This is a genomic window from Acetobacterium wieringae (assembly GCF_023700225.1).
GTDB classification, from domain to species: domain Bacteria; phylum Bacillota; class Clostridia; order Eubacteriales; family Eubacteriaceae; genus Acetobacterium; species Acetobacterium wieringae.
The window spans coordinates 3,028,622-3,041,287 of sequence record NZ_CP097897.1; the positions used below are offsets into that span (position 1 = coordinate 3,028,622).

General features: G+C 45.2%; 13 protein-coding genes. 3 read left to right on the top strand and 10 right to left on the bottom strand.

The window, feature by feature from the left end:
* Nucleotides 1-122 precede the first annotated feature (122 nt).
* From CHL1_RS14860 to CHL1_RS14870, 3 genes are all read left to right on the top strand, one after another.
* The gene (locus tag CHL1_RS14860) at nucleotides 123-431 is read left to right on the top strand and encodes a 2Fe-2S ferredoxin (RefSeq protein WP_070370211.1); all 309 of its coding nucleotides are present in this window, start codon (nucleotides 123-125) and stop codon (nucleotides 429-431) included.
* 256 nt (nucleotides 432-687) lie between these two features.
* Nucleotides 688-1,665, top strand: a complete 978-nt coding sequence (locus tag CHL1_RS14865; protein WP_250933688.1) for a homocitrate synthase/isopropylmalate synthase family protein — start codon at nucleotides 688-690, stop codon at nucleotides 1,663-1,665.
* Nucleotides 1,643-2,473 (top strand): beta/alpha barrel domain-containing protein, encoded by an 831-nt coding sequence (locus CHL1_RS14870; protein WP_250933690.1) that lies wholly within the window; start codon nucleotides 1,643-1,645, stop codon nucleotides 2,471-2,473. Before CHL1_RS14865 ends, CHL1_RS14870 begins: the two co-directional genes overlap by 23 nt.
* Nucleotides 2,474-2,513: 40 nt before the next feature.
* Here the strand turns inward: CHL1_RS14870 and CHL1_RS14875 are convergent, their stop codons facing one another.
* The 10 genes from CHL1_RS14875 to CHL1_RS14920 all read right to left on the bottom strand — a co-directional run bounded on the left by CHL1_RS14875 (nucleotide 2,514) and on the right by CHL1_RS14920 (nucleotide 12,502).
* On the bottom strand, nucleotides 2,514-2,789 hold the full coding sequence (locus tag CHL1_RS14875) for an HPr family phosphocarrier protein (RefSeq protein ID WP_228878349.1): 276 nt from the start codon (nucleotides 2,787-2,789) through the stop codon (nucleotides 2,514-2,516).
* 120 nt (nucleotides 2,790-2,909) lie between these two features.
* Nucleotides 2,910-3,704 (bottom strand): HAD-IIA family hydrolase, encoded by a 795-nt coding sequence (locus CHL1_RS14880; protein WP_250933691.1) that lies wholly within the window; start codon nucleotides 3,702-3,704, stop codon nucleotides 2,910-2,912.
* Between the two features lie 2 nt (nucleotides 3,705-3,706).
* Nucleotides 3,707-4,717 carry a sugar-binding transcriptional regulator gene (locus CHL1_RS14885; RefSeq protein ID WP_070370215.1) on the bottom strand — a complete coding sequence of 337 codons (1,011 nt, stop codon included), beginning with the start codon at nucleotides 4,715-4,717 and terminating at the stop codon, nucleotides 3,707-3,709.
* 192 nt (nucleotides 4,718-4,909) lie between these two features.
* Nucleotides 4,910-5,248: a P-II family nitrogen regulator gene (locus tag CHL1_RS14890; protein ID WP_070370216.1), complete on the bottom strand. Its 339-nt coding sequence runs from the start codon at nucleotides 5,246-5,248 to the stop codon at nucleotides 4,910-4,912.
* 56 nt (nucleotides 5,249-5,304) lie between these two features.
* On the bottom strand, nucleotides 5,305-6,561 hold the full coding sequence (locus CHL1_RS14895) for an ammonium transporter (RefSeq protein WP_420840499.1): 1,257 nt from the start codon (nucleotides 6,559-6,561) through the stop codon (nucleotides 5,305-5,307).
* Between the two features lie 475 nt (nucleotides 6,562-7,036).
* Nucleotides 7,037-7,375, bottom strand: coding sequence for a P-II family nitrogen regulator (locus CHL1_RS14900; RefSeq protein ID WP_070370217.1), 339 nt, complete (start codon nucleotides 7,373-7,375; stop codon nucleotides 7,037-7,039).
* 71 nt (nucleotides 7,376-7,446) lie between these two features.
* Nucleotides 7,447-8,700 (bottom strand): ammonium transporter, encoded by a 1,254-nt coding sequence (locus CHL1_RS14905; RefSeq protein ID WP_250933695.1) that lies wholly within the window; start codon nucleotides 8,698-8,700, stop codon nucleotides 7,447-7,449.
* A 438-nt stretch (nucleotides 8,701-9,138) separates the two neighbouring features.
* Nucleotides 9,139-10,242: a S1C family serine protease gene (locus CHL1_RS14910; protein ID WP_070370219.1), complete on the bottom strand. Its 1,104-nt coding sequence runs from the start codon at nucleotides 10,240-10,242 to the stop codon at nucleotides 9,139-9,141.
* Between the two features lie 29 nt (nucleotides 10,243-10,271).
* A complete protein-coding gene (locus CHL1_RS14915; protein WP_250933697.1) occupies nucleotides 10,272-11,060 on the bottom strand; it encodes an MBL fold metallo-hydrolase in 789 nt (262 codons plus the stop codon).
* A 164-nt stretch (nucleotides 11,061-11,224) separates the two neighbouring features.
* Nucleotides 11,225-12,502: a UDP-N-acetylglucosamine 1-carboxyvinyltransferase gene (locus CHL1_RS14920; RefSeq protein WP_148638385.1), complete on the bottom strand. Its 1,278-nt coding sequence runs from the start codon at nucleotides 12,500-12,502 to the stop codon at nucleotides 11,225-11,227.
* Between the last annotated feature and the right edge of the window lie 164 nt (nucleotides 12,503-12,666).

A 12,666-nucleotide genomic window follows, 5' to 3' on the forward strand; every position in this document is an offset into this window, starting at 1 on the left:
GCAAACAACATGATGTAATAATTGTCGGTACTGGGTTAACTTTTAGACAGACTTTCCGTCGGTAAAGTTGACAATTATTATCATTTAAAACTATTTATAAACGTATCAGGAGGAATTTAAAAATGGTTAGTCCTAAACATCATATTTTTATCTGCACCAGCTGCCGGATCAACGGCACCCAACAGGGGTATTGTTTTCAACAGGATTCAGTCAAAATCCTGCAGACCTTTCTTGAAGAAATCGACGAGCGGGAATTATCCGGTGATGTCATGTTAAACAACACCGGCTGTTTCGGCATCTGCGACAAGGGCCCCATCGTGGTTGTTTATCCCGAAGGCGTCTGGTATGGCAAGGTGACCGTCGACGATGTGGAACGGATTATGGACGAACACATCGAAGGCGGCAAGGTGGTCGAAGACCTGATTATTTAGCTCTCTTGGGGTAGTGCCATACTACCGTACCGACCAATTGTTAATCTGTTGAATGCGCACAATTCGTACAGTTGCGAATGCAAGAATGCCACCCTATTATGTTATAGCTCCGCAACTGTTCGCCTTGAGGCACACAACATGATATAACAATTGTCGGTACTGGGCTAATCTTTTATTTTATACTACACCAATTGATGCTGCCCTAACATTGGCAGCATCAATTTTAAATTAAAACAAACGAAAGCGGGGTACACAAATGGTTACTATTATTGATCGAACCTTGACAACCTTTAATACGTCCGGGATGACCAGCCAGGATCTTAACCATTTCTGTGACCTGCTTTTTACCTGTGGCGTCACCAAAATCGAATTGATCCCGGAGCTGGTTGACCGGCTTAATTTTCCGGTCACTGCTGCCGGTTTAAAACAATGGTTGGGGCAGCGACGTTTTTTTCTAACCCGGATTCTTCCCGAATCGCTCGCTTCGGCTGGCCCAGGGACGAAAGAACCGAAAGCCCTCTGGAAACTGGAGCCAAATGAGCTGGCGGAAAAAAATATTCCCGTTGGCAAATTACATTCCTGTCACCATCAAAAGATCCGGATCACCGGGCTGGAAGACCTGATGACCCGTGATTATTCAGAAGTTTTTAAGGCCCTGCTGGACAGCGGTATTGACACTCTGGATCTCTGCCCCGGCAATCACCACCATTGTGCCACTGCCATCGCTCTGGAATGGCTATTGGCTGGCGGGCAGAGTATCAGCTGCGGTTTTGCCAACCATCATAACTTCCCACCGCTGGAAGAAGTGCTGATGGGGCTAAAACTAAGTCAACCTGATTTGTTTACCGGTGACTTATCGGTTTTAAGTGAGCTGCGTGACCTTTATGAAAAACTGTCCGGCCAGCCGGTTGGCAAAATGAAGGCGATCATCGGAACCGATATTTTCAAGGTCGAATCCGGTATTCATGTGGATGGGGTATTAAAAAACCCCAATACCTATGAACCCTTTAGTCCCCAAAGCGTTGGTAACCAGCGAGAAATTGTCCTGGGCAAACACTCCGGCCGCCAAAGCCTGTTGTATAAACTAAACGATTCGCAATTATCTGAGTCAGCCGCCCATAGCATTTTAAAACATATCAAATCCCACTGCACTCAGTTAGGCCGAAACCTGTCCGATCGGGAACTGCGAACCCTTGCCAGAGAGGTGCAAAATGACAAACAGATATATTGTTGATACGACCTTAAGAGACGGCGAGCAAAGCCCCGGGATCGCCTTCTCTGTCCGCGAAAAAGTCACCATCGCCAAAGCTCTGGATACCCTGGGGGTTGCCCGGATCGAAGCCGGTACCCCGGCCATGGGCAGAGAGGAATGCCGGGCCTTTGAAAAAATCAAGCTGGCCTGTCAGAAAGCGCAGATTATTGGTTGGAACCGGATGAACCGCTCTGATATCAGCCAGTCCATCGGCTGCGGCGCCGACATTATTCATGTTTGTGTCCCGGCTTCAGATCTGCTGATTCGCGAGAAGCTGCGCACCACCCGAGGCCGGGTGCTGGAAACCCTAAGTGCCTGCGCCGCGGCTATCCACGATGAGAAAAGAGAACTAACCATCGGTTTGGAGGATGCCTCCCGGGCCGACTGGAATTTCGTCGTTTTACTGATTGAAACCGCCCGGGATCTGGGAGCTACCACCCTGCGTTTCTCCGATACCGTGGGGATCATGTCGCCCAGCCTCTGCAAGGCAACGATCAGCCGGATTCCCGACAACATCGACATTGAGGTACACATGCACAACGACCTGGGCATGGCCGTGCCCAACTCCATCCAGGGACTCCGCTCCGGCGCCAAATATGCCGATACCACCCTCTTCGGCATCGGTGAGCGGGCCGGCAACTGCAATTTGGAACATCTCCTGATCGCCACCCAGGGTCAACTGGACTTCGGTATCAACCTGGACGAACTGCAGTGGCGTCAAGCCGATCTAAAATCGATTATTTACAAAAATAACCCGGGGCGTATACCTGATCGAATATCCGCCCACTAAAAAAAACACCTCACGGTGTTTTTTTTACGTCTTATAATAATTACACTTCACCAAAACCACTGCCGACGAGTGCCACCAGGGTTTCCACGGCCAGCATTTCATCTTCACCGGTGGCAAAAATTTCAACCACATCGCCCTGCCCAATCCCCGTTGCCATAATACTCAAGAGCGATTTGGCATCACCCTCTTTGGAATCGTCGCCCAGTTTTTTAATGCGGATATCTGCTCTGAATTCTCCGGCCTTCTGACAAAACTCCGCCGCTGGCCGGGCGTGTAAACCGCTGGGATTAATAATCGTAACTGTTTTGCTATGCATACTTCTTACCTGTTAATGAATCTTTCATTCCTTTCCGTTTATTCATTTATTCGTTCCCGTCATCAACATGTTCGATTCGTCTTCTTATTATCTTCCCCTTTTTGACTAAAATAAACAGGCTTATAGATAGTTGATCATTTCTTTCAGCGAGTCAAAAACACAATCCGGAACCACTGCTGAATTCGCGACATCCGCCATTTTTGTCTCTCCAGTCAGCACCAGAAAACCCTTACCGCCGTTATTGACGCCAGTGGCCACATCGGTATAGATACGATCGCCGACAAAGGCCACGTCCTCTTTTTTATGCCCGGTAATGGCTAAAATCATCTCCATGGTTTCGGGAAAGGGCTTACCTAAATATTTTGGTTCCACTCCGGTGGATTTGGTAATTAAAGCACACATCGAACCGCAATCGGGGATAAAACCAGTTTCGGTGGGACAGACCAAATCCAGATGGGTGGATAAAAAGACTGCGCCATTGTTAATAAAGGTGCAGATTTTTTTGAGCTTTTCGTAGGTCAGGGTGGTATCAAAGCTGGCGACTGCCACATCTGGCTGCTCCTGGACCAGGTTGATGCCATGTTCCCGGAAGCGCTCCTCCAATAGCGGCGTGCCCATCAGATAGACCGATTGTCCGGGATAATAGGTTTTTAAATAGTTTATGGTCACATCCCCGGAGGTAATAATCTGGTCGGCTTCCACAAAGCAGCCCATTTTTTTTAGTTTCTCCTGATAAAAGCTGGATCCCCGGGATGAATTATTGGTGATAAAAATAAAATCTTTTTGATGGCTTCTGAGCGCTTCGATAAAATCCAGTGCCCCATCAATTAAACCGTTTCCCAGATAAAATGTTCCATCCATATCCAGAGCAAATAATTTAACATCTCTTAAGGCTTCCTCTTTTGACAATATCATTTTCAGTCGGCCCTCTTTATTTCTGGAGTCCCGAATCCAATTTTTTCCACGTGTTCAAAAACGTCATCGAATTCCAGCAATTTTTTTCCGCACTCCACGTCAGTAACCAGGACATTAATGAAACCGCCTTTGATGGCCCCCTGGATCGCCCGGGCTTTTTCAGAACCACTGGCAACACCAATGGAATGGGGAACCCGCCGAAGTTTCTTGATGTCAACCCCAATCACACAATTATCAGACTCAAAGGCTTCAGTGCTGCCATTGATATCAAAAAATTGCATACAGACATCACCCACCACATTTTTTTTGCGCATGGTTTCCATGTCTTTTTCATCGTAATAGCCGGTAGACATAATCGCCGATCCGCGATTGGGCACGCCGATCCCAACCACCGCTACGTCGAGCCCATCGCCCATTTTAATGATCCGCTTAATATCCGGCTCCTTCATTAATTCTTCTTTGATCTTGATTCCAGACACTCGGGCCGGGGCGTGGAGCAAATAAGAAACGCCGCCAAAAGCCTTTGCCAAAGCTTCGACAATGGTATTGGAGTGCAGCTCCATACCCAGATGTCCGATCCCACCGATGAGGGGAATGAAGGTCACCCGCTTTGAGGTTCCCTTTGAGATAAAACGATAGATCTGGCCAATGGAAGAACCCATCGAAACCCCGATAATCGTATCATCTTTAATTAACCGCTCGAGATAATTGGCAGTCGCTTTAGCCAACTCATCCTTCTGATCCCGGCTGTCCTGTTTCATATCCACAATGAAAACTTCTTTCAAGCCATAGCGACTCTCCAGCTTTTTTTCCAGATCCACATAGTTGTTACCAAAAATAGGATCGATAATAATTTTGACAATCCCTCGCTCCTTGGCGTTCTGAAGAATCCGGGACACCGTTGGACGGGAAAGACCCAACTCTTTGGCAATCAACTTTTGATTGATATCCTGGTTATAGTACATCTCACAGATTTTCACCATCAGACGTTCATCATCCACTACTTTTTTCATTCCCTCACCTCGCTATCTGTACTTTTTTTTATATTCATTTCTGAAATTTTGCAACTATTCCTTAATTATAGTATTATCGATGAAAATGTCAATCCTTTCATTTGTTTTTGTAAACGAGCAAACATAAAAGAGCCCCCCATATTTACCAATGCAAATATAGAGAGCTTCATTAAAACGATTAGACCCCATTTTTTACAATGCGATATCGCCTCGTTCTCCGGTTCTAATCCGGATACATTCCTCGACTGACTTAATAAAGATTTTGCCATCGCCAATTTCCCCGGTTCGCACCACACTCATAATCAACTGAATTATTTCTTCAACCTTGTCGTCAGCTACTACAATTTTTATTTCAATTTTGGGAATCATGTTCATCATTACCGAGGTGCCACGGTTATGAGCTACCCAACCATACTGGTTACCACATCCCAGTACTTGCCGGATATTCATGCCATTGACCTTTGCTGCCAAAAAAGCATCCTTGAGCGGTTCCAGCTTTTCCGGACGAATAATCGCTTCGATCTGTTTCATTTCTTTATCCTTTCGTTTTAGAATTACTGTCTTCTGGTATTTTAGTCGATCAGCCACTATTGGTCAATTCCAGAAAAAGCGGGATAACCTTCTTCACTATGTTCACTGATATCCAGACCCAGGGCTTCGGCTTCGGGAGCGACCCGGATTGCCATGACCTTTTTGAGGATTAGCATAATCACTGCCGTCATTGTTCCCGAATAAAGCACCGCAATCAGCAGCGCAATAAGCTGAACCACAAATAACTGGGTGTCACCAAAGAACAACCCATTCCATTGTGCTACCGGATTGATGGCTGTCTGAGCAAACAGCCCGGTGGCAATAACCCCCCAGATCCCACTGATACCATGACAACCAAACGCATCCAGGGTATCATCATAGCCGAATTTAACCTTCACCTTTGTTAAAAAGAAAAAGCAGATTGGACTCACCACAGCGCCGATAAACAAAGCCGCTTCGGTCGGTACAAAACCAGCTCCGGGCGTAATGGAAACCAAGCCGACGATCGAACCGGTAATGGCACCCATGACCGTCACTTTTTTATAAGCGACCATTTCAACCAGCATCCAGGTTAGCATCGCTGCTGCCGATGCCAGCAGGGTGGTCACCACTGCGTGAACCGCTAAACCGTTGGCAGCCAGGGCAGAACCGCCATTAAAGGCAAACCAGCCAACCCATAAAATCGCCCCACCGATGACAAACAGCGGAATATTATGGGGATGATAGGACTTAATGCCATATCCTTTTCGGGATCCCAAAATAATACAAGCCACCAGGCCAGAAATCCCCGAACTTATTTCGATGACAAAACCGCCGGCAAAATCAACCGCACCGAAACCGGCAATCAAACCACCCTGACCCCAAACCATATGAGCCATTGGATAATAAACCAGCAGCATCCAAAACGTTACAAAAATAAACAATGCCGAAAACCGCATTCTTCCCGACAGCGAACCGACCACAATCGCTGGCGTAACCATACAGAATACCAGTTGAAAAATAGCAAATAGCTGACCCGGGATACTACCCGCATAGGGGCCTGGCGCCGATGCACTAATGCCCCTGAAAAACACATTGCTTAAATCACCAATCACACCAAACCCGCCAAAATCCGGACCAAAAGCCAGGGAATATCCCACCATATACCACATCACCGTTGCCAGTCCGCAGCAAAACACCACTGACATGATCGTATTAAGCACATTTTTCCGTCGCACCATCCCGGCATAGAATAGTGCCAGTCCTGGGGTCATAAAAAAAACCAGCATGGTACAAATCAGAATAAATGTTACATCTCCTGAATTAATCATAATTTCCTCCATAATTCTCTTTTTTCGTTATTTATGCCAATCACTAAATCGGGTTCAGTGATTATCTGATCAACCCACTTTAAAACCTGCACGTATGGCCGGCCGCTATGCTTATCGCCTTTGATAAGTTGATTGAATTATCTGATAAATCAGTAATTCAGACGCTCAACGCAAAAAAAGACGACAACAAAAAAACTGTTATCGCCTTTGATCATCGCAATTCAGATCCGGTTCATCGCTGGGTCGATCCTCTTCATTGACAATCGACTGAACCTTTTCGCTATTATTTAAGGTTGATGCTACTATTTAATTTTAGCTGACCCATTTCCGACTCAGCAAGTCGAATTATAGCATTACTCAACCCGGGAGTCAATCCTAGAATTTCAAGAATCACAAAGCTGACAGTTATTTAAAATACGCCACAAAAAAAAGACGATTATATTTAAATATAATCGTCTCAGTCCTCAATCACTAACTTTTAAAGTGCAATATCGCCCCGCTCTCCGGTTCGAATCCGAATACACTCCTCCACCGGTTTGATAAAAATTTTACCATCACCAATTTCACCAGTTCGGACGGTATCCATAATCAGTTGGACAGTTTCCTCAACCTTATCATCGGCAACCACAATCTTTATTTCGATTTTAGGTAGCATATTCATCATGACCGAGGTTCCCCGATTATGGGCTACCCATCCAAATTGGTTCCCGCATCCGAGTATCTGACGGACGTTCATACCATTGACCTTTGCTTCTAAAAATGCGTCCTTTAAAGGTTCCAACTTTTCCGGACGGATAATTGCTTCAATCAGTTTCATAAGTTTTTTCCTTTCTTTACTGATTGCGAAGCCATGATGGCATGACTCCTCAACCACATTTCAATATCGTTCTATTGATCAATTCCCGAGAAAGCCGGGTAACCTTGTTCGCTGTGTTCGCTGATATCCAGACCCAATGCCTCTGCCTCCGGCGAAACACGGATAGTCATGACTTTTTTAAGCACCAGCATTATGACTGTGGTCATCGCAGCTGAATAGATAACAGAAATTCCTACGGCCATCAATTGTGCCACAAATAATTCGGTTGCCCCGAAAAACAAACCGTCCCACTGCGCAATCGGGTTTATGGCTGACTGAGCAAACAGACCAGTCGCTATACCACCCCAGATTCCGCCAATTCCGTGGCAACCAAAGGCATCCAGTGAATCATCATAGCCAAACTTCTGTTTGACCTTGGTCATAAAAAATAAGCAGATGGGGCTAACCAGAGCGCCAATCACCAGTGCCGCACTAAATGGTACAAATCCTGAACCCGGAGTAATGGCCACCAAACCGATAACAGCACCAGTCACCGCCCCCAGAACCGTCACTTTTTTATAAAGAATTGATTCCATCAGCATCCAGCTTAACATTGCAGCAGCCGATGCGATCATTGTATTACCCATCGCCTGAACCGCCAATCCATTAGCGGCCAGCGCTGATGCCCCATTGAAGGCGAACCAACCAACCCAAAGAATCGCGCCCCCGGTGAAAACCATTGGAATGTTATGCGGATGATACGCTAAAATACCATAACCTTTTCTTTTACCAAGGATGATACAGGCAATCAAACCAGAAACTCCGGAACTAATATGAATAACATTTCCGCCAGCAAAATCGACCGCTCCCAATCCGGCGATAAAGCCGCCTAAGCCCCAAACCATATGAGCCAATGGGTAATAGACTAGCAATAACCAGAAGGCAATAAAAATAAACATTGCAGAAAATTTCATTCGGCCTTCTAAGGCTCCCACCAGAATAGCTGGTGTAATAATACAAAACATCAGCTGGAAAATCGCAAACAGGGCACCCGGTATATTGGCCGCATAAGGTCCGGCTTCTGTGGCACTGACCCCACTAAAAAAAGCATTGCTCAAATTTCCGACAACACCCAGACCGCCAACATCTTCTCCAAATGAGATTGAATAACCGATGGCAAACCACATAACGGTCGCCAGTCCACAACAAAACAATACCGACATTAATGTATTAATGACGTTCTTTCGCCGAACCATCCCTCCATAAAATAATCCCAGGCCGGGGGTCATAAAGAATACCAGCATTGAACCGATCAGAACAAATGCGACATCACCAGAATTAATCATCTTAACTTCCTCTTTTCTTAATTATTTTGATTCAATCATTTAAATATGATAATCTTAAACCATTTAGTCATCTTCTTATGCAATTTATAATTTCAGTCTTTTGGGGAATTCGCCTAATGTTCTTAGTTCACTGGCAATTCATTGTCTTATTCTCATTCAAACAATAGTCAAAGACAAATCCTTCAAAAAAAGGCGATAACATTCATGACTGTTATCGCCTTTGATAAATTAATTTGCCTATTTTAGTTTGAAAAAAAGGTGATAACAGAAACTTCTGTTATCACCTTTGATAAGCGTCTTAAATCCCAGGTATCATCTTAATAGTCCGGTCTTCTTTGACTTCTATTAAGCTTACCTTAAGATATTTTTGATTATAACACCATAAAAATCGACTGTCAATGTGATTTTCATAAATTTTCAATGCAAACGGTTTTCTCTTTATTGCCCCGCCGTCACAACCACATCTTTTGTCTGACTTTGCCCATTCCGTTCAAAGGTCACACTGACCTTATCACCAGCATTAACTGCATAGAGAATTTCTTTCATTTTCAGCATGGTATTGGTTTTGACACCATTGATCTCTTTAATGATGTCCCCGGCAGCCAAACCTGCATTGGCGGCCCCACCGCCTTGTTGTACCGAAGCAATATAAATCCCTTCGTTAAAATTGACATCACTGTCAGTCAGATAATAATCAGCAATCGCCCGATCATAAGCGGTAATACCCATCACGGTGGAATCAAATTTACCGGTTGCGACAATTTCATTGAGAATCGGTTTTAAAATATTGATTGGAATGGCAAAGCCCATACCTTCCCCAGTGGTTAGTTTATAGGTATTAATCCCGATTACCTCACCGTTTTTGTTAACTAACGGGCCCCCACTATTTCCTGAATTGATTGACGCATCGGTTTGAATCAGATCTTCTGCCAGCCCGTTTTCCAATGGGATGCTCCGATTAAGAGCGGATATGATTCCTGCCGTAACGGTTCGCTCAAAATTAAGTCCCATCGGATTTCCAACCGCTACTGCCAGTTCTCCAACAACCACATTATCCGAATCTCCCAATTCCAATACCGGTAAATCCTTGGCATCGATTTTGATAATGGCCATATCCAGGGTCGCATCCGACCAGACCAGTTTGGCATCATAGGTATTCCCATCGGCCAGCGAAACCTTTAATGCCGATACATCATCCGATGCCACATGCTGGTTGGTCGCAATATAGCCATCACTGGTTAGGATGAATCCCGAACCCACGCCACTCGCCTCCTGAGGTCCATAAACAGTCATAGACACTCCGGTTGTTTCAATCCCCACCACTGATGGTGGCACGGTTTGGGCAATGGCTTCAACTACCGTGTCCGCCGAACCCTGATTGACAATAATTTCGTTCTTGGCACCTTGGATTACACTATTACTGTCGAAAAAAAAGTTGACACCTAGAAGCAGTACCCCAACAATTACGCCACCAATAATGGCTCCGATCATGCCGATGATCAGGGAGTTCGGTTTTTTTTCTTTTTTCAGATCGTCGTTCATCGTTTCACCTCAATCTTAGTTGAAGTTCTTTATAGATTAATTGCCTCACTCACACAGCTTCGCTTTGCCACCGAAAGTTTCACATCTCCATCCAATACCACACCGGAACCAGTAAGAATCCGGGCAGTGGTTTCATAGGCCAACAATGGATAGTTATTTTCCTGACTAAGGTGGGCCAGCACCAGTTTCCGGGTCCCTTCCTGTACCAATGCCAAGGCCAGATCTCCGGCTGTTTCATTGGATAGATGACCAAAATCACTTTTTATCCGCTGTTTGAGGTAGAAAGGATACGATCCGGCTTCCAGCATTGAAACATCATGATTGGACTCCAGCACGACCAGATCACAGCCGCACAATGCACTGCGCATTTCTGGCGTAATAATCCCTGAGTCGGTGGCGATTCCCAACCGGCTTTTGCCGTCAGATATGACAAAACCGGCTGAATCCGCTGCATCATGAGATGTTTTAAAGGCTTCAATTTGAAGATCCTGAATAATAAAAGGCTCTTCAAAATCAAAGATCTTTACATTATGCTCGGCAATTTTTCCCAAGTCCTTTTTCATTGCTGCCCAAGTTTTTTCATTGGCATAAATCGGCAGGTCAAAACGCCGGGACAAGACCCCAACCCCATGAATATGATCACTATGTTCATGGGTCACCATGATGCCACCGATTTCCCGGGGATCTTCTTCAATGGCGTCCATGGCAGACTGGATTCGTTTTCCGCTGAAGCCAGCATCAATGAGTATTTTGGTGCTGTTGTTTGAGACAAATAAACTATTTCCTGAACTTCCACTATATAAACTGCAAAATTTCAATCCTTGCTCCCTTGTTCATTTTAATATCTTGTAAAATTATTCCATTTAAATGCGCCAAGGACCAGCTGAATTGTTAGGATTATCCTAGCGAATGATGCTTAAACCTGACTTAACCTAACTTTACGGGATTTAAGATAGTCATCGTATCGTGCCCCTAAAAACCTCTAAAGGCAAGCTGGATCTTTCTCGGAAACCCGACGAATAACCGCCCCAAGATTTCGCAGATTTTCCTGAAGATTTTCGTAACCCCGGTCAATATGGACAATTTCAGTGATCTTTGTTTCGCCATCAGCAATTAAACCAGCAATCACCATGGCCGCCCCGGCCCGCAGATCCGTGGTTCGGATTTTGGTGGCAGATAAGGACTTTACCCCGGTAATACTGGCGGTTCGACTATTAATGGAAATATTGGCCCCCATCCGTCGTAATTCGTCCACGTATTTAAATCGGCTTTCAAAAATACTCTCGGTGATGGTGCTGGTGCCCTGGGCAATCGTCATTAAAACCGCCATCGGTTGTTGTAGATCGGTGGGAAAACCCGGATAAGGCATGGTCTTGACGTTGACTGCCTTTAATGGATGTTTTCCAATAACCCGAATTCCGTCGTCCTCTTCCAGAACGATGACCCCCATTTCGCTGAGCTTAGCCGTGATCGCCTCCATATGCTTGGGAATGACATTTTTAATTAAGATATCCCCTTCGGTGGCTGCTGCGGCCATCATATAGGTACCCGTGGTAATCTGATCCGGGATCACCGAATACTCGCAGCCGTGCATTTCTTCAACGCCGACAATCTTAATAACGTCTGTTCCCGCACCCTTGATGTTTGCTCCCATCAAATTCAAAAAGTTAGCCACATCAACGATGTGGGGTTCTTTAGCGGCATTTTCGATAATTGTTTTGCCATCAGCCCGAACGGCTGCCAACATAATATTGATGGTGGCGCCAACGCTGACAACATCAAGAAAAATATGGGCTCCTCTCAGTTCCGGAGCTTCCATTTTTACCTGGCCATGTTCAATCACCACGGTTGCACCCAAGGCCTGAAAGCCTTTGATATGCTGGTCAATCGGGCGATCCCCGATGTTGCAACCGCCGGGCAGGGGCACAATCGCTTTGCGGTATCTTCCCAGCAGCGCTCCCAGCAGATAATAAGAGGCCCGCATCTGGCCGGTTTCCTCTTCATAGTCTGACACATCATAAGAGATCGGTTTTTCGGTATTGATGATTAAGGTATCTTTTTCTCTATATATTTCAGCTCCCAGTTTTTCCAGAATAACAATCATTTTGTTAACATCTTTAATATCGGGAACATTATCTATTTTACTTGAGCAGGCACACAGTACTGCCGCCGGAATAATCCCCAGCACCGCATTTTTCGCCCCGGAGATCGCAACCTCGCCTTGTAGGGGGTTACCTCCTTCTATAATAAAAGCATCCATATTTATTCCTTTCAGTGCAAATGTATATGCAATATCCAATTGGTTATTATATCATAAGTTTCAGTTTTATCAAGAAAAGTATCGATTTTATGCCGTTTTTTTATCAACAAAGCCGTTTTTCTTATACTCTTTAAGAATTCTTTTCCCAGCTTAATGAAAGCAGG

Coding starts and splice junctions, on each gene's coding strand:
- CHL1_RS14860 (WP_070370211.1), top strand. CDS start 123: ATGGTTAGTCCTAAACATCATATTTTTATCTGCACCAGCTGCCGGATC.
- CHL1_RS14865 (WP_250933688.1), top strand. CDS start 688: ATGGTTACTATTATTGATCGAACCTTGACAACCTTTAATACGTCCGGG.
- CHL1_RS14870 (WP_250933690.1), top strand. CDS start 1,643: ATGACAAACAGATATATTGTTGATACGACCTTAAGAGACGGCGAGCAA.
- CHL1_RS14875 (WP_228878349.1), bottom strand. CDS start 2,789: ATGCATAGCAAAACAGTTACGATTATTAATCCCAGCGGTTTACACGCC.
- CHL1_RS14880 (WP_250933691.1), bottom strand. CDS start 3,704: ATGATATTGTCAAAAGAGGAAGCCTTAAGAGATGTTAAATTATTTGCT.
- CHL1_RS14885 (WP_070370215.1), bottom strand. CDS start 4,717: ATGAAAAAAGTAGTGGATGATGAACGTCTGATGGTGAAAATCTGTGAG.
- CHL1_RS14890 (WP_070370216.1), bottom strand. CDS start 5,248: ATGAAACAGATCGAAGCGATTATTCGTCCGGAAAAGCTGGAACCGCTC.
- CHL1_RS14900 (WP_070370217.1), bottom strand. CDS start 7,375: ATGAAACTGATTGAAGCAATTATCCGTCCGGAAAAGTTGGAACCTTTA.
- CHL1_RS14905 (WP_250933695.1), bottom strand. CDS start 8,700: ATGATTAATTCTGGTGATGTCGCATTTGTTCTGATCGGTTCAATGCTG.
- CHL1_RS14910 (WP_070370219.1), bottom strand. CDS start 10,242: ATGAACGACGATCTGAAAAAAGAAAAAAAACCGAACTCCCTGATCATC.
- CHL1_RS14920 (WP_148638385.1), bottom strand. CDS start 12,502: ATGGATGCTTTTATTATAGAAGGAGGTAACCCCCTACAAGGCGAGGTT.